Raw genomic sequence first — 24172 nt, 5'->3', positions numbered from 1 at the left:
CGGTGGTCTGTGCCGCGCGGCCCGGGGTGGTGCGGGGTGTGTCGGTCAGCTCTTGGGCTCGAAGGTGCCGCTCTTGACGGACTTCCACTCGCCCTTGACGACCTGGTAGACGGTCAGCTGCTTGTTGGTGGTGTCGCCGAACTCGTCGAAGGCGACCTTGCCGGAGAGGCCGTCGAAGGAGGTCTTCTGGACGGCGTCGACGACCTGCTGGCGGGCGTCGGCGGGGACCTTTCCGTCCTTCACGACCTGGCCGACGGCCTTGATGATGGCGGTGGCGGCGTCGTAGGAGTAGGCGCCGTAGGTGCCGTAGTCGCCGGGGTACTTCTTGGCCTTGTACGTGTCGACGAAGGTCTTGGCGGCGGGCAGGGTGTCGACGGGGACGCCGATGGAGGTGACGAGGTCACCTTCGGCGGCCTTGCCGGCGGTCTTGATGTAGGTGGGGGTGAACATGCCGTCGCCGCCGAAGAGCGGGATGTCGGCGCCGGCTTCCTTGAGCTGCTTGGTGAGGACCTGCGACTCGTCGTACTGGCCGCCGTAGTAGAGCAGATCGGCGCCGGAGTTCTTGATCTTGGTGACGAGGGTGGAGAAGTCGCGGTCGCCGGTGTTGACGTGGTCGGTGGCGACGACCTTGCCGCCCGCGTCCTTGAATCCGGCGGTGAAGAGCTTGGCGAGGCCCGCGCCGTAGGTCTGCTTGTCGTCGACGACGAAGACCTTCTTCTTCTTGAGCGTGTTGTACGCGTAGTCGGCCGCGAAGCCGCCCTGGAGGGCGTCGGTGGTGGCGGTGCGGAAGTACGTCTTGTAGGCGCGCTTCTTGTCCGTCTGCCAGTTCTTGCCCTGGGTGAGCTCGGGCGCCGTGTTGGACGGGGAGATCTCCACCAGGTTGGCGGTGGCGAAGACCTGCTGCATCTGGGTGGCGACACCGGAGTTGAGGGGGCCGACGACGCCGAGGACGTCCTTGTCGGCGACCAGGGCGGTGGCGTTCTGCTGGCCGGTGGCGGGCTGCGCCTTGTCGTCCTTGGCCACGAGTTTGAAGGTGACACCGGGGACGGTGTTGTTCTTGTTGGCGTCGTCGACGGCGACCTTGGCGCCGTACTGGATGCCGAGGCCCGTGGCGGAGTTGGCGCCGGTCAGGGGGGCGTCGACGCCGATGACCACGGTGGTCTTCTTGTCGCTGCTCGAACCCTTGTTGTCGTCGTCACGCGACCCGCAGGCGGTGAGCGTGAGGGCTCCGGTGGTGAGCACGGTCGTGAGTATGAGCAGAGAACGGTGTCGCACGATCATTCCTCTCCCTGGCGCGGCTCCCGGTCGGGGGCCGTGTGTCTCGCCGGGCCGTACTGGGTCTGGTACAGGGGCCGTGCAAGTGACGCGCCCGGCGGCGCGGTGACTGGCCGTGACTATAAGCGCAGGTCGTGGAGTGGGGAGCGGCGTGGGGGAGGATGTGACGCTCTTGTTATGCCGGGGTGCTCCGGCGGGGGTGCAGTGGGGGCGTTTGGGGCGTATGCATACCGAGTCGCGGTGTTCGCATTTCGAGAACGCCCTGTTCCGCTAAGGGACTTGAGTCGATCTTGGTCGGGGCGGAGTGACCGATTCGATGCGGTCGCAAGGCTTGTGCGGGGGGTGGCGCGGGTGTAAAAGGCGCGCCGCGATCCTTCCTGTGCCGTGTTGCGATGCTGGTAACTGAGTGTTACCGGCGTGTGAGATCGTTTCGGGGGTCGCAGGTGGCGTGGATCCACTGCCACAGGTCGTGGGGGTAGCGGCCTTCGAAGATGAAGCTGTGGGCTTGCTGGGCGCGGCGGTTGCGCAGGGTCAGCTCGACGTAGGGCTGGTTGATGCCGACGGGCATGTGGGCGCAGTCCCGTACGGCGATGCGTACGGTCAGGTGTGCGGGGGCGTCGGGTCGTGCGACGCGGGGCAGTGCGGGGGTCACGGTCGCCATCAACTGCGGTATGCCGGTGTCGAGATGGCGGACCGTCATGGGGTGGTCGCCGGTGACGCTGACGGTGAAGCGGAAGCGGCCGGCGCCCGTGCCGGGGCCGTCGTAGTGCAGCGTGGTGATCTGTGAGGGCCAGGACGCGGGGGCGGGCGGCGGCGGGTCGGGGCGGGTCGCGAGGAAGGTGACGGTGGCTGCTGCCGCGGCGGCGAGGGCGACGGCGGTGCGGCGCCGGCGGGCGGGGAGCGCGGTCCAGCGGTCGGTGACGCGGGGCGCGTCGGTGCCGATCGCCTCGGCGGGCCGCGGCGGGCTGTCGGTGCCGGGGTCGTAGGGCTCGACGGGCCCGATGCCGGTCATGCTCGACGGTAAGCCGGAGCGGTGGGCTCCGCCAACGGGCGCGCGGATCAAGGAAGTTGTGGATGCCCTCTGGTGGGAGGTGGTGCGGCGCGGTGGAATACCCGTGTCCCGCGAGTGAACTCCCTTACCGCGCCCTGGAGGCACGATGGTGAGATCCACCGGCAACAGACGCATCGGCAGGAGACGCACCGGCATCGCCGTGGTGTGCGCGATGGCGGCGGTGCTGGCCGCCCCCTCCGCCCACGCCGCTCAACCCTCCGGCGGGCGCGGCACGTTGGAGATGTCCGGCGGGGAGACGCAACCCGTCTTCTCCCGGGCCGACGCCGTGCTTCAGCAGGTCGACGTCCGGACGGAGGTCGACAGTGACGGGGACGGTGAGCGCGACACCGTCCGGATGCGGATCCTGCGCCCCGAGGAGACCGACACTGCGGGTCTGAAGGTCGCCACGGTCGTGGAGGCGAGCCCGTACTGGGCGGGTGGCAACGATGTCCCCAACCACGGTGTCGACCTCGACGAGGACGGCCTCCCGGTGAGCGGGCGGCATCAACTCGGCGCGAAGAAGCCCGGGTTGACCGGCCCCGCTGTCGCCTACTCCGGCTACTACGACAACTACTTCCTGCCGCGCGGATACGCCGTCGCGCAGGTCGACAGTCTCGGTACCGGCGGCTCCACGGGCTGTCCGACGTCCGGGGGCCGCAACGAGACGCTCGGCGCGAAGGCCGCGATCGACTGGCTGAACGGCCGGGCCAAGGGCTGGGACCTCGACGGCAGGCCGGTCGAGGCGGGCTGGTCCACCGGGAACGCGGCGATGATGGGCATCTCCTACAACGGCACCCTGCCAACGGCCGTCGCCACCACGGGAGTCGAGGGTCTCAAGGCGATCGTGCCGATCTCCGGGATCTCCTCCTGGTACGACTACTACCGGGCGAACGGCGGGGTCGTGGCGCCCGGCACGTTCCAGGGCGAGGACACCGACGTGCTCGCCCGCTACGTGTACTCGCGGGCCGACCGCGAGATCTGCAAGCCGGTCCTCGACGCCCTGGAGCGCGATCAGGACCGGGTGACGGGGGACTGGTCGGCGTACTGGCAGGAGCGCGACTACCTCAAGGACGCCGACAAGATCAAGGCGGCGACGTTCGTCGTGCACGGCCTCAACGACTGGAACGTGAAGACGAAGAACGCGGGCCGGCTGTGGGAGGCGCTGAAGAAGAACCACGTGCCGCGCAAGCTGTGGCTGCACCAGGCCGGGCACGCCAACCCGATGCCGCTGCGCATGGAGGAGTGGCTGCGCCAGGTGCACCACTGGTTCGACCACTACCTGTACGGCATCGACAACGGCATCACGGCAGAGCCCCAAGTCGACGTCGAGCAGGCCGACTTCACCTGGAAGCAGCAGAAGACGTGGCCCGCCGCCGGTACGCGGGATGCGACGCTGCGGCTGAACGCCGACGGTTCGCTGGGGCGCGCCGCGGGACCGGCCACCGTCCAGTCGCTGACGGACGCGGGGCGCACGGTGCCCGCCGAGCAGCTCGTCACGGCCCCGGACGCGGCGAACCCGAACCGGCTCGCGTACACGACGGGACCGCTCAAGAGCGACCTGCGGGTCAACGGTGTCCCGGAGGTCGACGTGCGGGCCTCGCTCGACGGGACGTCGCCGTACGTGGCCGCGCTGCTCGTGGACTACGGCCGGGACACCCGGGCGACGTCGGGCACGGTCACCGACACGTCGCAGCAGGTCTGCTACGGGCAGGGCGTGCCGGGGCTACCCGGTGAGACGGGCTGTGCGTACCGCACGAAGCACGCCACCGCGACGGCCGACTTCAAGATCGTCACGCGGGGCTGGCTGGACGCGCGCAACCGGGTGTCGTACGCGCGCCAGTCCAAGGTCGTCGAGGGCCGCGAGTACCGGCTGAGCTGGGACATGCAGCCGCAGGACTATGTGTTCAAGGCCGGGCACCGGCTCGGCGTGGTGCTGATCTCGACCGACTACGACTACACGCTGCGTCACCCGGCGGGCACGGAGATGACCGTGCGCGCCGGGGTCAGCTCGCTCACTGTGCCGGTGGCGCCTGCGACGTCGTAGGCGCCACCATCGGGGAGTCCTTGAGGACGCAGGTCAGACGGGCCGTGCAGACCCGTCTGTCCTGCTCGTCCGTGATGACGATCTCGTACGTGGCCGTGGTGCGGCCGCGGTGCACGGGCGTGGCCACACCGGTGACGAGGCCGGAGCGGGCGGAGCGGTGGTGGGTGCAGTTCAGGTCGACGCCGACGGCGAGCTTGCCGCTGCCGCCGTGCAGCATCGAGCCGACGGAGCCGAGGGTCTCGGCGAGGACGGCGGAGGCGCCGCCGTGCAGCAGTCCGTAGGGCTGGGTGTTGCCCTCGACGGGCATCGTGGCGACGACGCGGTCGGCGGAGGCCTCCTTGACCTCGATGCCCATCCGGGTGCCGAGGTGCCCGGCGGAGAACAGGGCCGGCAGGTCGACGCCGAGCGTCGCGTACTCGTCGATGACCTCTTGCGGGAACTTCACGTGGTTCTGCTCGCCCATGGGGCCCGGCTCCGTCCGTCGTGCCTTACCTGAGTGTCTGGGTGGCTGAGCAAACGCTCAGTCGGTCTTCGATTGTTCCAGGCGTACGACGACGGACTTGCTGGCGGGGGTGTTGCTGGTGTCCGCCGTGGCGTCCAGCGGAACCAGGACGTTCGTCTCCGGGTAGTAGGCGGCCGCGCAGCCGCGGGCCGTCGGGTAGTGCACGACCCGGAAGCCGGGAGCCCTGCGCTCCACGCCGTCGCTCCACTCGCTCACCAGGTCCACGTACGAGCCGTCGGCGAGGTCGAGGTCCTTGGCGTCGCCGGCGTTGACGAGGACGACCCTGCGGCCGTTCCTGATGCCGCGGTAGCGGTCGTCGAGGCCGTAGATCGTGGTGTTGTACTGGTCGTGCGAGCGCAGCGTCTGGAGCAGCAGCCGGCCCTCGGGCAGGCGCGGGTACTCGACGGGCGCGGCCGTGAAGTTGGCCTTGCCGGTGGCGGTGGGGAAGCGGCGCTCGTCGCGCGGGGCGTGCGGCAGCGCGAAGCCTGCCGGGTTCGCCACGCGCGCGTTGAAGTCCTCGAAGCCGGGGATGACGCGGGCGATGCGGTCGCGGATCGTCGCGTAGTCCTTCTCGAACTCCTCCCAGGGTGTACGGGAGTCGGGGCCGAGGACGCGGCGCGCGAGGCGGGCCACGATCGCGGGCTCGGACAGCAGGTGCCTGCTCGCCGGCTCCAGGCGGCCGCGCGAGGCGTGCACCATGCCCATGGAGTCCTCGACGGTCACGAACTGCTCGCCGCCGCCCTGGAGGTCGCGCTCGGTGCGGCCGAGGGTCGGCAGGATCAGCGCGCGGGCGCCGGTGACCACGTGCGAGCGGTTGAGCTTCGTCGACACATGGACGGTGAGGCGGGCACGGCGCATGGCCGCCTCGGTGACCTCGGTGTCGGGGGACGCCGCCACGAAGTTGCCGCCCATGGCGAAGAAGACCTTCGCCTCGCCGTCGCGCAGGGCGCGGATGGCGCGGACGACGTCGAAGCCGTGCTCGCGCGGCGGCGCGAAGCCGAACTCCTTCTCCAGAGCGTCCAGGAAGGCGGGCGCGGGGCGCTCGAAGATGCCCATCGTGCGGTCGCCCTGCACGTTGCTGTGGCCGCGCACGGGGCACACGCCGGCGCCGGGCCGGCCGATGTTGCCGCGCAGCAGGAGGAAGTTGACCACTTCGCGGATCGTGGGCACGGAGTGCTTGTGCTGGGTCAGGCCCATCGCCCAGCACACGACGGTCCGCTTGGAGGCGAGGACCATCTCCAGGGTCCGCTCGATGTCGGCGCGGGACAGGCCGGTCGCCTTCAGCGTCTCGTCCCAGTCGGCGGCGCGGGCGGCGGCGGCGAACTCCTCGTAGCCATGGGTGTGCTCGGCGATGAACGCGTCGTCCGTGGCGCCTTCGGTGTCGAGGATGAGCTTGTTGAGGAGGCGGAAGAGGGCCTGGTCGCCGCCGAGCCGGATCTGCAGGAACAGGTCCGTGAGGGAGGCGCCCTTGGTGAGGCCCTTCGGCGTCTGCGGGTTCTTGAACTTCTCAAGCCCCGCTTCCGGGAGCGGGTTCACGGAGATGATGCGGGCGCCGCCCGCCTTGGCCTTCTCCAGGGCGGACAGCATGCGCGGATGATTCGTGCCCGGGTTCTGCCCGGCCACGATGATCAGGTCCGCCTTGTAGAGGTCCTCCAGGAGGACGCTGCCCTTGCCGATGCCGATGGTCTCCACGAGCGCCGAACCGGACGACTCATGGCACATGTTCGAGCAGTCGGGCAGGTTGTTCGTGCCGAACTCGCGGGCGAAGAGCTGGTAGAGGAAGGCCGCTTCGTTGCTGGTGCGGCCCGAGGTGTAGTACACGGACTCGTCGGGGGAGTCGAGCGCCGCGAGCTCCTCGCCGATGATGTCGAAGGCCCGCTCCCACGGCACCGGCTCGTAGTGCGTGGCACCCTCGGCCAGATACATGGGGTGGGTCAGGCGGCCCTGCTGGCCCAGCCAGTACCCGGAGCGCGTCGCCAGGTCCGCGACGGGGTGCGCGGCGAAGAACTCGGGGGTGACGCGGCGCAGCGTGGCCTCCTCGGCGACCGCCTTCGCCCCGTTCTCGCAGAACTCCGCCGCGTGCCGGTGCTCCGGCTCGGGCCAGGCGCAGCCCGGGCAGTCGAAGCCTTCCTTCTGGTTGACGCGCAGCAGTGTCAGCGCGGTGCGCTTCACGCCCATCTGCTCGCGGGCCATCTTGAGGCTGTGCTTGACGGCGGGGAGCCCGGCGGCGTGGTGCTGCGGCGCCGCGACCTGCGGTGCGTCCTGAACCGGGTCCGATGCGGGCGGCTTGCTGGCCATGTCGTGCTCCCCTTCGAGCGGTCCTGCGAACGTGCTGTGAGCTGTGTCTCGATCCTCGCACGGGGGTCCGACAGTGCCGCCGGGCGGTCGGGGTGGGAGACAGGAGGTGGTCGCGCGAGCGACTCTTTGGAAGGGTGGGGGTGGGAGACGGGCGGGCTGTCAGTGGGGTCTGGCAGGATCGGGGACGTGGCAGAGAAAGCAGCAAAGACGGCGACCGAGGCAGCAGGCAACAGCACAGGCGGACGCCCCCGCCTGATGCTCATGGACGGGCACTCGCTGGCGTACCGGGCGTTCTTCGCGCTGCCCGCGGAGAACTTCACGACGGCGACGGGCCAGCCGACGAACGCGATCTACGGGTTCGCGTCGATGCTGGCGAACACGCTGCGCGACGAGTCGCCCACCCACTTCGCGGTGGCGTTCGACGTGTCCCGCAAGACGTGGCGCTCCGAGGAGTTCACGGAGTACAAGGCGAACCGGTCGAAGACACCGGACGAGTTCAAGGGGCAGGTCGAGCTGATCGGCGAGCTCCTCGACGCGATGCACACCCCGCGCTTCGCGGTCGACGGCTTCGAGGCCGACGACATCATCGCCACGCTCGCCACCCAGGCCGAGGCCGCCGGGTTCGACGTCCTCATCGTCACCGGCGACCGCGACTCCTTCCAGCTGGTCACGGACCATGTGACGGTCCTGTACCCGACGAAGGGCGTCTCCGAGCTGACGCGCTTCACGCCGGAGAAGGTCCAGGAGAAGTACGGGCTCACCCCCGCCCAGTACCCGGACTACGCGGCGTTGCGCGGCGACCCGTCGGACAACCTGCCGGGCATCCCCGGCGTCGGCGAGAAGACCGCCGCGAAGTGGATCAACCAGTTCGGTTCGTTCGCCGAGCTGGTCGAGCGCGCCGACGAGGTCAAGGGCAAGGCGGGGGCGAACCTGCGGGAGCACCTGGACGCCGTCAAGCTGAACCGCCGCCTCACCGAGATGGTGCGCGACGTCGAGCTGCCCAAGACGGTCGCCGACCTGGAGCGCGCGGCGTACGACCGTACGGCGATCGCGATGATCCTGGACACCCTGGAGATCCGTAACCCGTCGCTGCGCGAGCGCCTGTTCGCCGTCGACCCGGGTGCCGCCGAGGCCGAGGAGACGCCGGCCGAGCCGGGCGTCGACGTGGACGGAAAGGTGCTCGCCACCGGCGAGTTGGCGCCCTGGCTGGCCGAGCACGGCACGGCCGTCCTGGGCCTGGCGAGCGTCGACACGTGGGCGCTCGGCGCCGGTTCGGTGACCGAGGTCGCGCTGGCCGCCGCCGGGGGAGAGGCCGCCTGGTTCGACCCGGCCAAGCTCGACCAGGGCGACGAGCAGGCCTTCGCCGCGTGGCTCGCCGACGCGGACAGGCCCAAGGTGATGCACAACGCCAAGGGCGTCATGCGGGTCTTCGCCGAGCACGGCTGGAGCGTCGCGGGCATCACCATGGACACGGCGCTCGCCGCGTACCTGGTCAAGCCGGGCCGCCGCTCCTTCGCGCTCGACGCGCTGTCCCTGGAGTACCTGGGCCGCGAGCTCGCCCCGGCGGGCGCCGCCGACGGGCAGCTGGCCTTCGGCACGGAGGAGGACGACCAGGCCGAGGCCGACGCCCTCATGGTGCAGGCCCGCGCGATCCTCGACCTGGGCGAGGCGTTCGGCGAGCGACTCAAGGAGGTCGGCGCCGCGGAGCTCCTCACCGACATCGAGCTGCCCACCTCCACGCTCCTGGCGCGTCTGGAGCGGCACGGCATCGCCGCCGACCGCGCCCACCTGGAGTCCATGGAGCAGATGTTCGCGGGCGCCGTCCAGCAGGCCGTGAAGGAGGCCCACGCCTCCGTCGGCCACGAGTTCAACCTCGGCTCCCCGAAGCAGCTCCAGGAAGTCTTCTTCGGCGAGCTCGACCTGCCCAAGACGAAGAAGACGAAGACCGGGTACACGACGGACGCCGACGCGCTCGCCTGGCTGGCGACGCAGACCGACCACGAACTGCCCGTGATCATGCTGCGCCACCGTGAGCAGGCCAAGCTCCGCGTCACCGTCGAGGGCCTGATCAAGACGATCGCCGCCGACGGCCGCATCCACACCACGTTCAACCAGACGGTCGCGGCGACCGGACGCCTGTCCTCGACCGACCCGAACCTCCAGAACATCCCGGTGCGCACCGACGAGGGCCGCGCGATCCGGCGCGGCTTCGTCGTCGGCGAGGGCTTCGAGTCCCTCATGACCGCCGACTACAGCCAGATCGAACTGCGCGTCATGGCCCACCTGTCCGAGGACGAGGGCCTCCTCGAAGCGTTCAACTCCGGCGAGGACCTGCACACCACGGTCGCCTCGCAGGTGTTCGGCGTGGAGCGGTCCGCGGTCGACGCGGAGATGCGCCGCAAGATCAAGGCGATGTCGTACGGCCTGGCCTACGGTCTGTCGGCGTTCGGTCTGTCCGGTCAGCTGAACATCGACCCGGGCGAGGCCCGCGGCCTGATGGACACCTACTTTGAGCGGTTCGGTGGCGTACGGGACTACCTGCGCCGGGTCGTCGACGAGGCGCGGGCCACCGGGTACACGGAGACGATGCTCGGGCGCCGCCGCTACCTGCCCGACCTGAACTCGGACAACCGGCAGCGGCGCGAGATGGCCGAGCGCATGGCGCTGAACGCGCCGATCCAGGGCACCGCCGCGGACATCGTCAAGATCGCGATGCTGAACGTGGACAAGGCGCTCACCGAGGCCGGGCTGAAGTCCCGGATGCTGCTCCAGGTCCACGACGAAATCGTCCTGGAGATCGCGCCGGGGGAGGCCGCGGCGGCGGAGGAGCTGGTGCGGCGGGAGATGTCCGGAGCGGTGGCGCTCCGCGCGCCGCTGGATGTCTCGGTGGGCCTGGGCACCGACTGGGAGTCGGCGGCGCATTAGCCCGGTCAAGCCCCTGCGGCGATTGAGCAGCGGGGTCCGGGGCGGAGCCCCGCGGCCTCGCCGCCGTTGCCGGTTGCGCAGCCATCGCGAACTGCGGCCCGGTGGGGGCTGGTCGCGCAGTCCCCCGCGCCCCTGAGATGCGCACCTTCGGTGCGGCATCTCATGGGGCGCGTCTGGCGCCCTATGGGGCTGCGGCGAAGCCGCATGCTCCAGGGGCGCGGGGAACTGCGCGACCAGCCACGACGAAAGCCGCACCCGGCAACGGCACCCCACCCCCACGGCGTGAAGCCGCGCGCCCGTTCGGCCGACACCCGAGGCCCCGCCGGACGCCGCCCCGGACGATGAACCAATGCCGCACCGACCCCGCCGCAGACGAACCGCCCTCGCCGTACTCGCCGGAACCGCCCTGCTGGCCGCCGCCCCCACCCCGGTCACCGCCACCGCAGCGGACCGCACCCCGAGCTGCCGCGCCCCCAAGAACGCGGCCCTCGCCAAACAAGTGACCCGCGACCTGCGCACCGCTCTGGCCGAGCGCAGCGGCACCGTCTCGGTGGCCCTGTACGACGACCGCACCCGGCTCAGCTGCACCCTCGACGGCGGCACCCGCTACGACTCCGCGTCGATCGTGAAGGTGCTCATGATGGAGGCCACGCTGCGCCGCGCCGCCGGCTGGGGGCGCCCCCTGACCGCGTGGGAGCGTCGCAACCTCCGCCCCATGATCCGCAGTTCGGACAACGCCGCCGCGAGCCGCCTGTGGAACGACCTCGGCCGGCCCTACCTCGCCGCCACCCTGAACCGTGCGGGCACCACCCGCACCACCCTCGGACCGTACGGCTACTGGGGCCTGACCCGCACCACGGCCAACGACCAGCTGCGGCTGCTCGGCGCGCTCACCGGTCCCCGTTCGTTCCTGGGCGCCACCGCGCGCTCGTTCGGCCTTCAGTTGATGAGCGAGGTCAGGAGGGACCAGCGGTGGGGCGTGAGCGCCGGGATGCCGCGGGGCCTGCGCGCGCACCTCAAGAACGGCTGGCTGCCGCGGGCCACGCACGGCTGGCGCATCCACAGCATCGGCGCGTTCACCGGCGGCGGCCGCACCTACCGCATCGCCGTCCTCAGCCATGACAACCCGTCGATGAAGTACGGCGTGCGCACCGTGGAACGCGTCGCGCAGGCCGTCCACCGCGCCCTCAACAAGGGCCGCGCCATCGCCCGCACCGCCACCCCGGACAGCGAGATCAGTGAACGCTCCGACGGCTCGGTTCCGCCGGACGCTCCCGAACTCCCCTACCCCTACGAGTAGTCGGACCCGCAGGGTGCGGTGGTACCCGTCGTGCCCTGACCCTCACCACGACCGCGTACAGGATCAGGCCGAGGACCAGGCCCGCCCCCGCGCCGAAGCACACCGTCGGGATGATCTCCCACGGCTTCCAGGCGAGGCCGGACTCCTCCACGTAGGAGAGCCAGCGCACGACGCGTACGGCGCCGCAGCCGCACGCGCAGCCGCCGATCAGCGCGCACGCCAGCCAGCGCTCGCCCGAGGTCGCGGACGCCGGCCCGGAAGCAGCGGGCGTGCCCCGCAGCGACCGCCACACGAACCAGCCGATGACGGCGAGGGCGATGGCCGAACCCCCGTACTGCGCATACCAGTAGAGCGGTGAACCGGCGATCTTCTCGCCGAGGACGGGCAGTACCCGCATGCCCCACCGGTCGAGGTGCGTGAACGCGTCCCACACCACGTGCGTCAGCGCGCCGAGCGCCGCGGAGACGTACCAGCGCAGCGGCCACCGTCGCCCGAGCGGGCGCGGCCGGGCCACCGACCACACGCGTCCGCGCACCCGGTCCGGCAGCAGGGCGAGCACCGGCTCGCGCACCAGCCGCCAGAGCGCCACCAGGGCGAACGCGATGAGGACGTCCGCCGTGAGGACACCGGCGAACGAGTGCGTGAACGTGCCGAACTCCATCGCCCCGGGCACCGCGCTCGCCGCGAAGTACGTGACGTCCGGCGCGAACGACCCGGCGACGAGCAGCGCGGGCACGAAGGGACCGCGCCCCGAACCGTCCCGGCGTACGAGAGGCAGCACCGCCGCGGCATGACTGATCGTGAACGGCACCGGACCCCCAGAGGCATACGACGGCAGCAAACGGACAAGCGTCGAAGCGTACGGGAACGCGTACATGGCCAACCGGCAAATAACGGTCACGAACAGGTGTCTGCGCGGCGGAAGTTGTCGTAGTGTCGGGCGGGTCCGTGCGCTGGGGAGCGTGCGGGTCCGGACCGCTCCGCAACCCGGGGCCACCGGAGACAGGGCTGGATCAGGCGACAGGGGAGGGCTCGCGGCATGGCTGCGGTTTTCGGCAGGCGGTTGCGCAGGGGTGCGGTGACGGCAGCGGTCGCCGCGGCGGCGGTGGCGGCGCTCTCCGCGTCCCAGGCGCCGGGTGTGACCCCGCAGCAGACGGACAGCGGCCGGTCGGCCGCCGACCGCTCGGACGACGTCCCCGACGCGGCGTCCGACCCCGACTACTACATGGACCTGCCGGACCTCGACAGCCCCACCGACGACCCGACCGCCTCGCCCGGCACCGGAAGCGGCGGCGGCTCGGCCGGCGACACGGACTCCGGCATACCGGCGACCGTCCTCGACGCGTACAAGAAGGCCGAGTCCGAGCTGGAGAAGTCCAAGCCCGGCTGCAACCTGCCGTGGCAGCTGCTCGCCGCGATCGGCAAGGTCGAGTCCGGCCAGGCCGGCGGCGGCAACGTGTACGCGAACGGTGACACGAAGGACCCCATCACGGGCCCGCCCCTCGACGGCAACGGCTTCGCGAAGATCACCGACACCGACGGCGGCTCGTACGACGGCGACACGGTCCACGACCGCGCCGTCGGCCCGATGCAGTTCATCCCCTCCACCTGGGAGTGGGCAGGCCGCGACGGCAACGGCGACGGCAAGAAGGACCCCAACAACGTCTACGACGCCGCCCTCGCCGCCGGTCACTACCTGTGCCGCAACAACTGGGACCTGTCGAACGCCAACGACCTGAACAAGGCGATCCTCAGCTACAACAACTCCTCGGACTACCTCCACAAGGTCCTGACCTGGCTCGAGTTCTACCGCAAGGGCATCCACGAGGTCCCCGACGGCACCGGCCAGCTGCCGAAGTACCCCACCAGCGGGGGCAGCGGTTCGGGTGGCGGTTCCGGTGCGGGCCGTGGCTCCGGCGGCGGCTCGGGCTCGGGCTCGGCGAGCCCGTCCCCGTCGCCCTCGCCGAGCAAGCCCGGCGGCGGCAGCGGCGGCGGCGGTTCCGCGAGCCCCTCGCCGTCCGCCCCGACGACCCCGCCGGCCACCACCACGCCCACCGAGTCCGTCCGGAGCCTCGCCGACGCGGGCACCGGCACGCTCAGCGCGATGGCCGGGGACAGCTTCACCGAGCGGGTCGCCGTCCGCGCGAAGAACGCGGGCGGCACGGGCGTCGCCGACGTCCGGATCCGCTTCACGATCGTCGGCACCACGGACGCCACGTTCTCCGGCGGCACGACCAGCGCCGTCGTCACCACCGGCAGGTCCGGCACGGCCACCGCGCCGGCCCTGCGCGCCGGCGAGAACACCGGGACGTTCACGGTCCGCGCCACCGTCGTCGGCCGCTCGCTGACCGGCCTCGACTACAAGGCGACCGTCACCGCCCGCGCCGCCGACGCGCTGGCCCGCACCAGTGACACGGCGCTCACCTGCGTGGCGGGCGGCACGTTCGCCGACGCCGTCCAGGTGAAGGCCACGTACAAGGGAGCCGTCGCCGACGGTGTCGCCGCGACCGCCACCCTCGTCACGTCCGCCGACGACCCGACGCAGGCCACCAAGGGCCCCTACTTCAAGGCCGCGGACGGCACCACGGTCCGCACGCTCAAGGGCCTCACGACCGGCGCCGACGGCACGCTCACGCTGCCGAAGCTGTACGCGGACGACACCGCCGGCACGTTCCTGCTCCGCATCACCACCACCGGCGGCGCGACCCTGACGGTCGAGCTGAAGGTGACCGCGGCGCCCACCGGCGGCGCGAGCGAGACCCCCACGGAGTCCGCGAGCCCGAGCGCGAGCCCGTCCGCATAAGCAAGTCCCTTTTCCAGCAGCGCACTTGAGCCCCCGGCCGTCGAACGGCCGGGGGCTCTTTTCGGTCGTGTGCGACGTGTTCTCATTCTTCACCGCCGTTGCTACGGTGCACCGACCCAAAGGCTGACGCACCATCAGATCCGCGGAGGTCGGACATGCGTGCCCTCATAGCCGCGGCGATCGGGCTCGCCGCGGCCTTCGCCCTCGTCCTCACCATCACGGCGATGGGCGCGCCCACGGGCGAGACGTCCCCCAAACCCCTGCTCACCACCGTCCCCAGCCACCCCTGAACCCCAGGTAGTCGAGGAGGGCCGCCGAGATGCGCCGCAAGGCCAGCCTGATCCTGCTCGCCTTCGCCGTGTTCTTCACGGCGCTGTCCCCGCTGATGCGCTGGTACGCGTTCCCGCGCCTGGCCAAGATCCCGGCCGGCCAGTACCAGACCGCCGTCCTGGAGGCGAAGAACCCCGTCCTCCTCGACTACGGCTCCATGCGGGCCAAGAAGGTCTCCAAGGTCACCGTCGTCCAGACCCTCAAGGGCAACGTCGAGGAGTCCGACAAGATCGAGCGGAGCGCGGGCCGCGACGTCGTCGTCTGGGACGCGCTGTCGTACATCCAGGGGCCCGACGGCAAGATGGTCTCCAAGGTCCCCGAGCGCTACATCTTCGACGCGCACAGCCAGGAACCCGTCCACGCCACCGGCGAGATGGTCGACGGCGACCAGGTCAAGCGCGAGGGCATCGAGTTCAAGTGGCCCTTCCTGACCGAGAAGCGCGACTACGAGTACTACGACGCGCAGGCCCGCCTCACCCGCCCCATCCACTACAAGGGCACCACCACGTTCCGCGGCGTGAAGGTCTACTACTTCGAGCAGACCATCCCCTGGACGAAGGTGCCGCTGCCCAAGTCGATGCCGGTCAAGGGCATCACGCCGGAGTCGGTCGCGAAGACGGGCACCACCCGCTGGTACACGACCGTCCGCAAGTTCTGGGTCGAGCCGACCACCGGGGCGCCCGTGTACGGCGAGGAGATCCAGAACAACGAGCTGCGCGGCGGCACCCTCCTCGGCGGCCGCGACAAGGTCACCGTCTTCAAGGGCCACGTGAAGATGCGCGAGGACTACATCCGGTCGACCGTCGACCTGGTCGACTCCAACCGCGTCCTGGTCCTTCTGCTGACCTCCTACCTCCCCTGGGGCTTCCTGACCCTCGGCGTCCTGCTGCTCGCGCTCGCGCTGTGGCTGGAGGCGCGCGGGCGCCGGCCGGACGAACCGGAGCCCGCGCCCGACCGGGAGCCGGAACCGGTCATCGCCTGAGCCGGGCGTTCGTGAACCGGGTGGGCTCGGCGGCCGCCGGGTCCTCCGGCCACGGGTGCTTGGGGTAGCGGCCGCGCAGATCGGCCCGCACCGAGCGGTAGCCGTCGCGCCAGAACGAGGCGAGGTCGGCGGTGACCGCGGCGGGCCGCCCGGCAGGGGACAGCAGATGGACGAGCACGGGCACGCCCGCCACCCGCGGCGTCTCCTGCAACCCGAACATCTCCTGCAACTTCACGGCCAGTACCGGCTGTTCGGGATCCGCGTAGTCGACCCGCACCCGCGACCCGCTCGGCACCTCGATGCGCTCCGGCGCCAGCTCGTCGAACCGTACGGCGTCGCCGCTCGCCCACGGCAGCAGCCGCTTGAGCGCCTGCCCCGCGTCGATCCGCCCGAGGTCGGCCCGGCGCCGTGCCCTGCTCAACTCCGGCTCCAGCCACGCGTCGGCCCGCGCGAGCAGCCCCTTGTCGCTCACGTCCGGCCACGGCTCGCCGACCTGCCGCCGCACGAAGGCGAGCCGCCGCCGCAGCCCCTCCGCGTCCCGGTCCCACCGCAGCAGCCCGAGCCCTTCCCGCCGCAGCCCTTCCAGCAGAGCGTCCCGTACGAGGGCGGGCGCGGGCTGCTTCAACGGCCGCACGGCGAGCTCGACGGCCCCGAGCCGGGTCACGTGCCGGGCCACCAACTCCCCGTCGCCCCACGCCACTTCGTCGCCCTCGGAGAACAGTGACGCGGCGGCCCAGCGCGCCGTCCCCTCGTCCACGGCCGCCCCGAGCCGCAGCCGCGCGTGCCCCGCGCCCACGGGCCGGTCGGCGACCGCGATCGCGACCCAGGAGGCGTCCCGCAACGCCGACCCGTCGGACACGTCGGCCCGCGTCCCCGACACCATCAGGTAGGAGCCCTTGTCCTTACGGGCGATCCGCTCGGGGAAGGCGAGCGCGGCGACGACCCCGGCGACGTGATCGTCCCCGCCGGACGTGCCGTGGGCGCCCTGCGGTGCGAGCCCCGTCAGGCGGCGCACCTCCTGGCGCCAGCGCGCCCCGTACGCGTCATTGCCGCGCCGGGCCGAGCGCAGCGCCCCGCCCAGGTCGTCCCCGTACTCGCGCGGCGGCTCCTCGCTCAGCAGGGCCACCACCTCGGCCGCCGCCCGCGCGCCCACCACCGGCGCCGCGTCGAGCAGCGCACGCCCCAGGCGCGGATGCAGTCCGAGCCGCGCGAGGCGGGCGCCCCGCTCAGTCACCCGGCCGGAGCCGGGCTCCACCGCCCCGACCGCGCTCAGCACGGAACGGGCCGCCGCCATCGCGCCGCCCGGCGGGGCGTCGAGGAGCGCGAGCCCCGACGCGTCCGGGTCGCCCCAGCACGCCGCCTGGAGCGCGAACGCCGTCAGGTCGGCCACCTTGATCTCCGGGGAGGGGAACCGCGCGAGCCGCCCGTCCTCCGCCTCGTCCCAGCACCGGTACACGGCCCCCGGCGCCTCGCGCCCGGCCCGCCCCGCCCGCTGCGTCCCGGCCGCCCGCGACGCCCGTACGGTCGTCAGCGCGCTCAGCCCCCGGGCGTGATCCACGCGCGGCTCGCGCGCGAGACCGGCGTCCACGACGACCCGTACCCCCGGCACCGTCAGCGACGACTCCGCGACGGCCGTGGCCAGGACGACCCGCCGCCGCGACCCCGGGGAAAGCACCGCGTCCTGTACGGCGGCCGGCGCGCGGCCGTGCACCTGGAGCACGTCGACATCGCCCAGGTTCCCCAACTGCCCTGCCACCCGGGCGATCTCGCCGACACCCGGCAGGAAACACAGCACATCCCCGGCGCGCTCGCCCAGCGCACGCCGCACCACACCCGCCACATGCGTGAGCAGCGCCGGGTCCACCCGCATCCCGTGCGGCGGCCGCACCGGGCGCGCGGGCGGCGCCCACACCACCTCCACCGGGTACGCGACGCCCTCCGCCTCGACGACGGGCGCGTCGCCGAGCAGCCGTGCCCACCCCTCGGCGTCCGTCGTCGCGGACGCCGCGACCAGCTCCAGATCGGGCCGCAGCGCCTCCCGTACGTCGCACAGGAACGCCGCGACGGTGTCCGCGTCCAGATGCCGCTCGTGGACCTCGTCGAGCAGGACGGCGCCGACGCCGGTCAACTCCTGGTCACGCTGGAGGCGTTGGAGGAGCACGCCGGTCGTGACGACCTCCACGCAGGTGCCGGCGCCCACGACGCGCTCGCCGCGCACCGTGTACCCGACGCTCTCCCCGACCTTCTCGCCGAGCAGCCACGCCATCCGCCGGGCCGCGGCCCGCGCCGCGATCCGCCGCGGCTCGGCGACCACGACACGTCGTGGGGGAGCGCCCGGCGTCAGCAGTCCGGCGAGCGCGAGCGGCACCAGCGTCGTCTTGCCGGTGCCCGGCGGCGCCACGAGCACCGCGACGCCGCCCGCGTCGAGCGCGGAGCGCAGCGCGGGCAGCGCGGAGCGGACGGGCAACTGGTCGAGGAGGTCGCTGCGGATCACGCCCCCAGTCTCCTTCACGCCCGCACGGGCCCCCGGCTACCCTCGCGCCATGCCGCTGCCTGACGAAGACATGACCATCCTGGAGTTCCTCGCGCGGCTCGAAGGCGAAGATCCGGGCAGCCGCCGGGCGGCAGCCGCTGCCCGCCGTCTCAAGAAGGACGTCGCGGAGATCGCCCTCACCACCGCCCAGTCACCGTCGACGGCCTTCGGCCGCGCCCACGAGCTGCTCGCCCACTGCGGGGCACCGCTCGCCACCGACAGTCCGCCCGGCGGCGGCAGCGCCGTGCGAGGCGTCGTCAACAGCGGCTTCGCCACCCTCAACCCGGCCGTCGTCACGATCACCGTCACCCCTCACGAGGAGACAGGCGCCGCCGTCCTTATAAGGGGAGCGGCGAAAGAGGGCCTGATCAAGCAGCGCGCGGGCCGCAAGGGAGCGGAGAAGATCGCGGCCCTGTGGCTGACCGACGACCCCGTCGCACACCGCACGAACTAGGCGCGCTCGCAGACGAAGATCGCCGTCCCAGGGATCAGGTTCCCGCGCAGCGGCGACCAGCCGCCCCACTCCTGCGTGTTCCACGAGGGCCACTCCGGCTCCACGAGGTCCACGAGCCGGAAACCGCCCGCCACGACGTCGCGCACCCGGTCCCCGATCGTGCGGTGGTGCTCCACATATACGGCGCGCCCCTCGTCGTCCTGCTCCACATAAGGAGTGCGGTCGAAGTAGGAGGCGGCCACGCTCAGCCCCTCGGGCCCCGGCTCGTCCGGGAACGCCCAGCGGATCGGATGCGTGACGGAGAAGACGAAGCGGCCGCCGGGCCGCAGCACCCGGTGCACGTCGCGCAGCACGCGGACGGGATCCGCGATGAAGGGGAGCGCGCCATAGGCGGAGCAGGCGAGGTCGAAGGAGCCGTCCTTGAAGGGCAGCGCCCCCGCGTCCGCCTCCACCAGCGGCACCTTGCCGCCGTCGATGCGCAGCGCGTGCTGGAGCTGGCGGTGCGAGAGGTCGAGCGCGACGGGGCGGGCGCCCTGGGCGGCCAGCCAGCGCGAGCACTGCGCGGCACCGGCCCCGATCTCCAGGACGTCCTTGCCGGCCAGCTCCTCGACGGGGCCGAGCAGCTCGGCCTCCACCTCGTCGAGGCCCTCGGGACCCCATACGAAACGGTCGTCGCCGAGGAACGTGCCGTGCTCGACCTGATAGTCGTCCGCGTTCCGGTCCCACCAGCCGCGGTTGGCCCGCGAACTCTCCGTGGTGTCCGCGTCGCGGCGGGTCGCCGTGGAGTCCTCGTCGACCGAAGGGGACGCGTTCGACGGCTCGGGCGCTTGCATTGGTCCGGACTCTTGGATGATCGGCTCCCTGGTACTAATCTGCGGGCACTGCGGCCCGCGTAGCCTCGTGCGACAGGATTTCTGCCGGGTATGCGGTGTTCCGCCCCGGGTGTGCGCCTTCGCGCATTGACCCTGTCCGGCTGCCCCCGTATGCTACAAGTTGCGCTGCGGGCCTGCGCACCTCAGACATAGCAGGCTGTGCTCGCATCTGTTGTATGTCCCCTCGGTTATCGAGGCGCCACCGGTTCCTTCGGGAAGCCCGGATTCGGCGCCTCCTAGGCTGTCCGGCTTCTTCGGTGCGAAACAGGCTCCCGGCGTAGCAGTACCTACGACTTCAATGTCCGCCGGAGCCCTTTCCCACATGACGAGCAGCACCGAGACCACCGCCACCACCCCGCAGGTTGCGGTCAACGACATCGGTAACGAGGAAGCTTTCCTCGCCGCCATCGACGAGACGATCAAGTACTTCAACGATGGCGACATCGTCGACGGCGTCATCGTCAAGGTTGACCGGGACGAGGTCCTCCTCGACATCGGTTACAAGACCGAAGGTGTCATCCCGAGCCGCGAGCTCTCCATCAAGCACGACGTCGACCCGAACGAGGTCGTCGCGGTTGGTGACGAGATCGAGGCCCTGGTTCTCCAGAAGGAGGACAAGGAAGGCCGCCTGATCCTCTCGAAGAAGCGCGCTCAGTACGAGCGTGCCTGGGGCACCATCGAGAAGATCAAGGAAGAGGACGGGATCGTCACCGGTACCGTCATCGAGGTCGTCAAGGGTGGTCTCATCCTCGACATCGGCCTCCGTGGCTTCCTTCCGGCCTCCCTCGTCGAGATGCGCCGCGTCCGCGACCTCCAGCCCTACGTGGGCAAGGAGCTCGAGGCGAAGATCATCGAGCTGGACAAGAACCGCAACAACGTGGTCCTGTCCCGCCGCGCCTGGCTCGAGCAGACGCAGTCCGAGGTTCGCCAGACGTTCCTCACGACCCTCCAGAAGGGTCAGGTCCGCTCCGGCGTCGTGTCCTCGATCGTCAACTTCGGTGCCTTCGTGGACCTGGGTGGCGTCGACGGTCTCGTGCACGTCTCCGAGCTGTCCTGGAAGCACATCGACCACCCGTCCGAGGTTGTCGAGGTCGGCCAGGAAGTCACCGTCGAGGTCCTCGACGTGGACATGGACCGCGAGCGTGTCTCCCTGTCGCTGAAGGCGACGCAGGAGGACCCGTGGCAGCAGTTCGCCCGTACCCACCAGATCGGCCAGGTCGTCCCGGGTAAGGTCACGAAGCTGGTTCCGTTCGGTGCGTTCGTCCGCGTGGACGAGGGCATCGAGGGTCTGGTCCACATCTCCGAGCTGGCCGAGCGCCACGTGGAGATCCCGGAGCAGGTCGTCCAGGTCAACGACGAGATCTTCGTCAAGGTCATCGACATCGACCTCGAGCGCCGCCGCATCAGCCTCTCGCTGAAGCAGGCCAACGAGGCCTTCGGCGCCGACCCGTCGGCCGTCGAGTTCGACCCGACCCTGTACGGCATGGCCGCGTCGTACGACGACCAGGGGAACTACATCTACCCCGAGGGCTTCGACCCCGAGACCAACGACTGGCTCGAGGGCTACGAGACCCAGCGCGAGGCCTGGGAGGGCCAGTACGCCGAGGCGCAGCAGCGCTTCGAGCAGCACCAGGCGCAGGTCATCAAGTCCCGCGAGGCGGACGCCCAGGCCGAGGCCGAGGGTGCCGTCGCCGGCGCCTCCGGTGCGGCTCCGGCCGCCTCCGGTGGCGGTTCGTACTCCTCGGAGTCGGACGACAACTCCGGCGCCCTGGCGTCGGACGAGGCGCTTGCCGCGCTGCGTGAGAAGCTGGCGGGTGGCCAGAGCTGAATCGCTCTGCGCTAACTGGTAGTTGACAGTGGGCCCGCACCCTTTGGGTGCGGGCCCACTGTTGTTTTGTGCGCTCCCATCCCATCGCCGTGGGGGCTGGTGTGTTGTCGCGGGTGCGGAGTTCGTTGTGGTTGCTCGCGCCGTTCCCCGCGCCCCTTCGGGCGCTTAGAAACTTGGTCGATACAACAGTTGCTGCTGTGCCGTAACAGGACGTTGCCACCATCCCCGAATCAGCCAAGATCGCGCACGATCTGAGGGGAGCCGGGCTCATGGCAGCAGGGCAGCAAGGGACCAGTCGGCGGGGGTTTCTGCGGAACGTCGGGCTCACCGGTGGGGCGGGCGCCATGTTCGCCACCATGGGGGCGCTCGGCCTCGCGCCCACCGCGCAGGCGGCGCAGCGTGAACTCCCGTACCGCGCGCCGCGGTCGGGCGACTTCACGCTCAGCGGGCGGGGCGCTGCGAAGGTCGTGATCGTGGGCGGCGGCATCGCCGGGCTCGCGACCGCGTACGAACTGGGCAAGGCCGGGTACGACTGTACGGTCCTGGAGGCCAGGGACCGGACCGGCGGGCGCAACTTCACCGTGCGGGGCGGCGACACGACCGTGGACACGTACGGGAACAAGCAGACGGCGCGGTTCAGCGACGGGCAGTACATGAACGCGGGGCCCGCACGGCTGCCGCAGTGGATGGTGACGCTCGACTACTGTCGCGAACTCGGCGTCCCCATCGAGGTGTTCACCAACACCAACGCCGACGCCTACCTCTTCAACGAGGGCGCGGGGATGACCGGGCCCATGCGCTACCGGACCGCCAAGGCCGACGTGTACGGGTACGTGTCCGAGCTGCTCGCCAAGGCCTCCGACAAGGGCGCCCTGGACAAGGAGCTGACCGCCGCGGACCAGGAGCGGCTCGTCGAATTCCTCAAGGACTTCGGGGAGTTGGGGGACAAGCTCACGTACGAGGGCGGTGAGCGGCGCGGGTACACCACCGTGCCGGCCGCGACCGGGACGCCGGGGGTGCCGCTCGGTGACGTGCCCGCCGCGTCGGAGGTGTTCGCGAGCGGCGTCGGACGGTACTTCTCCTTCGAGTTCGGCTTCGACCAGGCCATGCTGATGTTCCAGCCGGTCGGCGGGATGGATCAGATACCGAAGGCGCTGACCAGGGCGATAGGCGCCCGCAGAGTGCGCACCGGGGCCGTCGTCAGCAAGATCACCGACACCGGGGGCGGGGTCACCGTCACGTACACCCAGGGCGGGCGGACCAGGTCCGTCGAGGCCGACTACTGCGTCGGCGCGCTGCCGCCCAACATCCTCGCCAAGGTCCCGCACAACCTCGGCTCCGGCGTGCAGAGCGCCCTGGAGGCCATCACGCCGCAGTCCGCGGGCAAGATCGGCCTGGAGTACCGGTCCCGCTGGTGGGAGCTGGACCACCGGATCTACGGCGGCATCACCGAGACCGACATGGACCTCAGCCACATCTGGCACCCCAGCTACGGGTTCCACGGCGAGCGCGGCGTCCTGATCGGCTACTACAACTACGACAGGGACGCCGACGCGTACGCGAAGCTCCGCCCGGCCGCGCGGGAGGCGCGGGCCGTCGCGCAGGGCGTGAAGATCTACGGCGAGAAGTACCGCACCGAGCTGGCGTCGTCGTTCTCGCACCACTGGCGGCAGACCCCGCACCTGGAAGGCGCCTGGCACAACACCCCGGGCGGCCCGGACGACCCCCGCTACAAGCCGCTCAACGAGCCCACGGGGCGCGTCTACTTCGCCGGTGACTGGCTCAGCTACACCGACGCCTGGCAGCACGGGGCGTTCACGTCCGCCCGGCGGGCCGTGACCAAGCTGCACGCGCGCGTGATGGCGGCATAAGGCGGAGGGGACGTAAGAGGCTGCTGGGAAAGGGCGCGAGAGACTGGGCGCGGAGCGCTTCCTCAGAAGGGTGGTGGTGGGAGACGGGCGGGCGGGAATGCTCGCGCCCTTTCCGCGCGTTCTGTCTAGGAGTCACCGTAGAAGAGCGAGGAGCGGTCACTGTGCTTGATCCGCAGGAGTTGTACACATGGGAGCCGAAGGGCCTCGCCGTGGTCGACATGGCGCTTGCCCAGGAGTCGGCGGGCCTTGTCATGCTCTATCACTTCGACGGGTACATCGACGCGGGCGAGACCGGCGACCAGATCGTCGACCGGCTGCTCGACTCCCTGCCGCACCAGGTCGTGGCGCGTTTCGACCACGACCGGCTCGTGGACTACCGGGCGCGCCGCCCGCTGCTGACCTTCAAGCGTGACCGCTGGACCGAGTACGAGGTGCCCTCCATCGAGGTGCGGCTCGTGCAGGACGCCACCGGTGCGCCGTTCCTGCTGCTGTCGGGGCCCGAGCCGGACGTCGAGTGGGAGCGTTTCGCGGCAGCCGTCCAGCAGATCGTGGAGCGCCTCGGCGTACGGCTCGCGGTGAACTTCCACGGGATCCCGATGGGCGTCCCGCACACCCGTCCCGTCGGCCTGACGCCGCACGGCAACCGCACGGAGCTGGTCCCCGGCCACCGCAGCCCGTTCGACGAGGCGCAGGTGCCGGGCAGCGCCGAGTCGCTCGTCGAGTACCGCCTCCTGGAGGCCGGGCACGACGTCCTCGGGGTCGCCGCGCACGTCCCGCACTACATCGCGCGTTCCCCGTACCCGGACGCCGCGCTGACCGTCCTGGAGGCGATCACCGGCGCGACCGGCCTGGTCCTGCCGGGCGTCGCGCACGGCCTGCGCACCGAGGCGCACCGCACACAGACCGAGATCGACCGCCAGATCCAGGAGGGCGACGAGGAGCTCGTCGCGCTGGTCCAGGGTCTTGAGCACCAGTACGACGCCGCCGCGGGCGCCGAGTCCCGGGGCAACATGCTGGCGGAGCCGGCGGACATCCCGTCGGCGGAGGAGATCGGCCTCGAGTTCGAGAAGTTCCTGGCGGAGCGGGAAGGCGACGCCTGACCGG

General features: G+C 71.2%; 17 protein-coding genes. 10 read left to right on the top strand and 7 right to left on the bottom strand.

The annotated features are described in order from the left end of the window. Positions 1-45 precede the first annotated feature (45 nt). Positions 46-1281 carry a branched-chain amino acid ABC transporter substrate-binding protein gene (locus tag AB0L37_RS13295; RefSeq protein WP_365503845.1) on the bottom strand — a complete coding sequence of 412 codons (1236 nt, stop codon included), beginning with the start codon at positions 1279-1281 and terminating at the stop codon, positions 46-48. A 403-nt stretch (positions 1282-1684) separates the two neighbouring features. Then, complete coding sequence (locus AB0L37_RS13290; RefSeq protein WP_365503843.1) at positions 1685-2287, bottom strand: hypothetical protein; 603 nt, start codon at positions 2285-2287, stop codon at positions 1685-1687. 145 nt (positions 2288-2432) lie between these two features. On the opposite strand from AB0L37_RS13290, the gene AB0L37_RS13285 reads away from it, so the two are divergent. After that, positions 2433-4370 carry a Xaa-Pro dipeptidyl-peptidase gene (locus AB0L37_RS13285; RefSeq protein WP_365503841.1) on the top strand — a complete coding sequence of 646 codons (1938 nt, stop codon included), beginning with the start codon at positions 2433-2435 and terminating at the stop codon, positions 4368-4370. Here the strand turns inward: AB0L37_RS13285 and AB0L37_RS13280 are convergent. Then, on the bottom strand, positions 4339-4833 hold the full coding sequence (locus AB0L37_RS13280) for a hotdog fold thioesterase (protein WP_365503839.1): 495 nt from the start codon (positions 4831-4833) through the stop codon (positions 4339-4341). The two genes, AB0L37_RS13285 and AB0L37_RS13280, sit on opposite strands and share 32 nt — an antisense overlap. 57 nt (positions 4834-4890) lie before the next feature. After that, positions 4891-7170 (bottom strand): FdhF/YdeP family oxidoreductase, encoded by a 2280-nt coding sequence (locus AB0L37_RS13275; RefSeq protein ID WP_365503837.1) that lies wholly within the window; start codon positions 7168-7170, stop codon positions 4891-4893. Positions 7171-7356: 186 nt separating this feature from the next. Between AB0L37_RS13275 and polA the strand changes: the two genes are divergently transcribed. Together polA and AB0L37_RS13265 are read left to right on the top strand one after the other, a co-directional pair. Continuing rightward, a complete protein-coding gene (gene polA, locus AB0L37_RS13270) occupies positions 7357-10095 on the top strand; it encodes a DNA polymerase I (protein ID WP_365503835.1) in 2739 nt (912 codons plus the stop codon). 349 nt (positions 10096-10444) lie between these two features. Beyond that, positions 10445-11395 carry a serine hydrolase gene (locus tag AB0L37_RS13265; RefSeq protein ID WP_365503833.1) on the top strand — a complete coding sequence of 317 codons (951 nt, stop codon included), beginning with the start codon at positions 10445-10447 and terminating at the stop codon, positions 11393-11395. On the opposite strand, the gene AB0L37_RS13260 is transcribed toward AB0L37_RS13265, so the two are convergent. Continuing rightward, entirely contained in the window at positions 11331-12206 is an 876-nt protein-coding gene (locus AB0L37_RS13260; protein WP_365503831.1) for a DUF4184 family protein, read from the bottom strand. The two genes, AB0L37_RS13265 and AB0L37_RS13260, sit on opposite strands and share 65 nt — an antisense overlap. A gap of 228 nt (positions 12207-12434) precedes the next feature. Here AB0L37_RS13260 and AB0L37_RS13255 point away from each other — a divergent pair, with 228 nt between their 5' ends. From AB0L37_RS13255 to AB0L37_RS13245, 3 genes are all read left to right on the top strand, one after another. Continuing rightward, positions 12435-14198, top strand: a complete 1764-nt coding sequence (locus AB0L37_RS13255; protein ID WP_365503829.1) for a lytic murein transglycosylase — start codon at positions 12435-12437, stop codon at positions 14196-14198. A 155-nt stretch (positions 14199-14353) separates the two neighbouring features. Beyond that, positions 14354-14488 (top strand): SPW_0924 family protein, encoded by a 135-nt coding sequence (locus AB0L37_RS13250; protein WP_365503827.1) that lies wholly within the window; start codon positions 14354-14356, stop codon positions 14486-14488. Between the two features lie 29 nt (positions 14489-14517). Further along, positions 14518-15510 carry a DUF3068 domain-containing protein gene (locus tag AB0L37_RS13245; RefSeq protein ID WP_365503825.1) on the top strand — a complete coding sequence of 331 codons (993 nt, stop codon included), beginning with the start codon at positions 14518-14520 and terminating at the stop codon, positions 15508-15510. On the opposite strand, the gene hrpB is transcribed toward AB0L37_RS13245, so the two are convergent. Further along, positions 15500-18004 carry an ATP-dependent helicase HrpB gene (gene hrpB / locus AB0L37_RS13240; protein ID WP_365503823.1) on the bottom strand — a complete coding sequence of 835 codons (2505 nt, stop codon included), beginning with the start codon at positions 18002-18004 and terminating at the stop codon, positions 15500-15502. The two genes, AB0L37_RS13245 and hrpB, sit on opposite strands and share 11 nt — an antisense overlap. Positions 18005-18053: 49 nt before the next feature. On the opposite strand from hrpB, the gene AB0L37_RS13235 reads away from it, so the two are divergent. Next, positions 18054-18497, top strand: a complete 444-nt coding sequence (locus AB0L37_RS13235; RefSeq protein ID WP_365503821.1) for a hypothetical protein — start codon at positions 18054-18056, stop codon at positions 18495-18497. On the opposite strand, the gene AB0L37_RS13230 is transcribed toward AB0L37_RS13235, so the two are convergent. Further along, complete coding sequence (locus AB0L37_RS13230) at positions 18494-19330, bottom strand: class I SAM-dependent methyltransferase (RefSeq protein WP_365503819.1); 837 nt, start codon at positions 19328-19330, stop codon at positions 18494-18496. The genes AB0L37_RS13235 and AB0L37_RS13230 overlap by 4 nt on opposite strands. A gap of 361 nt (positions 19331-19691) precedes the next feature. On the opposite strand from AB0L37_RS13230, the gene rpsA reads away from it, so the two are divergent. The 3 genes from rpsA to AB0L37_RS13215 all read left to right on the top strand — a co-directional run bounded on the left by rpsA (position 19692) and on the right by AB0L37_RS13215 (position 24168). Then, positions 19692-21197, top strand: coding sequence for a 30S ribosomal protein S1 (gene rpsA / locus AB0L37_RS13225; RefSeq protein ID WP_338695468.1), 1506 nt, complete (start codon positions 19692-19694; stop codon positions 21195-21197). 344 nt (positions 21198-21541) lie between these two features. Next, positions 21542-23068, top strand: coding sequence for a flavin monoamine oxidase family protein (locus tag AB0L37_RS13220; RefSeq protein ID WP_365503816.1), 1527 nt, complete (start codon positions 21542-21544; stop codon positions 23066-23068). A 161-nt stretch (positions 23069-23229) separates the two neighbouring features. Then, positions 23230-24168: a PAC2 family protein gene (locus AB0L37_RS13215; protein WP_365503814.1), complete on the top strand. Its 939-nt coding sequence runs from the start codon at positions 23230-23232 to the stop codon at positions 24166-24168. Positions 24169-24172: the final 4 nt, after the last annotated feature.

The organism is Streptomyces sp. NPDC052225 (genome assembly GCF_040679615.1).
In the GTDB taxonomy this organism is placed as follows: domain Bacteria; phylum Actinomycetota; class Actinomycetes; order Streptomycetales; family Streptomycetaceae; genus Streptomyces.
This window is presented reverse-complemented; position numbering and strand designations above follow the sequence as displayed.

Coding starts and splice junctions, on each gene's coding strand:
- AB0L37_RS13295 (WP_365503845.1), bottom strand. CDS start 1,281: ATGATCGTGCGACACCGTTCTCTGCTCATACTCACGACCGTGCTCACC.
- AB0L37_RS13290 (WP_365503843.1), bottom strand. CDS start 2,287: ATGACCGGCATCGGGCCCGTCGAGCCCTACGACCCCGGCACCGACAGC.
- AB0L37_RS13285 (WP_365503841.1), top strand. CDS start 2,433: ATGGTGAGATCCACCGGCAACAGACGCATCGGCAGGAGACGCACCGGC.
- AB0L37_RS13280 (WP_365503839.1), bottom strand. CDS start 4,833: ATGGGCGAGCAGAACCACGTGAAGTTCCCGCAAGAGGTCATCGACGAG.
- AB0L37_RS13275 (WP_365503837.1), bottom strand. CDS start 7,170: ATGGCCAGCAAGCCGCCCGCATCGGACCCGGTTCAGGACGCACCGCAG.
- AB0L37_RS13265 (WP_365503833.1), top strand. CDS start 10,445: ATGCCGCACCGACCCCGCCGCAGACGAACCGCCCTCGCCGTACTCGCC.
- AB0L37_RS13255 (WP_365503829.1), top strand. CDS start 12,435: ATGGCTGCGGTTTTCGGCAGGCGGTTGCGCAGGGGTGCGGTGACGGCA.
- AB0L37_RS13250 (WP_365503827.1), top strand. CDS start 14,354: ATGCGTGCCCTCATAGCCGCGGCGATCGGGCTCGCCGCGGCCTTCGCC.
- AB0L37_RS13245 (WP_365503825.1), top strand. CDS start 14,518: ATGCGCCGCAAGGCCAGCCTGATCCTGCTCGCCTTCGCCGTGTTCTTC.
- AB0L37_RS13235 (WP_365503821.1), top strand. CDS start 18,054: ATGCCGCTGCCTGACGAAGACATGACCATCCTGGAGTTCCTCGCGCGG.
- AB0L37_RS13230 (WP_365503819.1), bottom strand. CDS start 19,330: ATGCAAGCGCCCGAGCCGTCGAACGCGTCCCCTTCGGTCGACGAGGAC.
- rpsA (WP_338695468.1), top strand. CDS start 19,692: ATGACGAGCAGCACCGAGACCACCGCCACCACCCCGCAGGTTGCGGTC.
- AB0L37_RS13220 (WP_365503816.1), top strand. CDS start 21,542: ATGTTCGCCACCATGGGGGCGCTCGGCCTCGCGCCCACCGCGCAGGCG.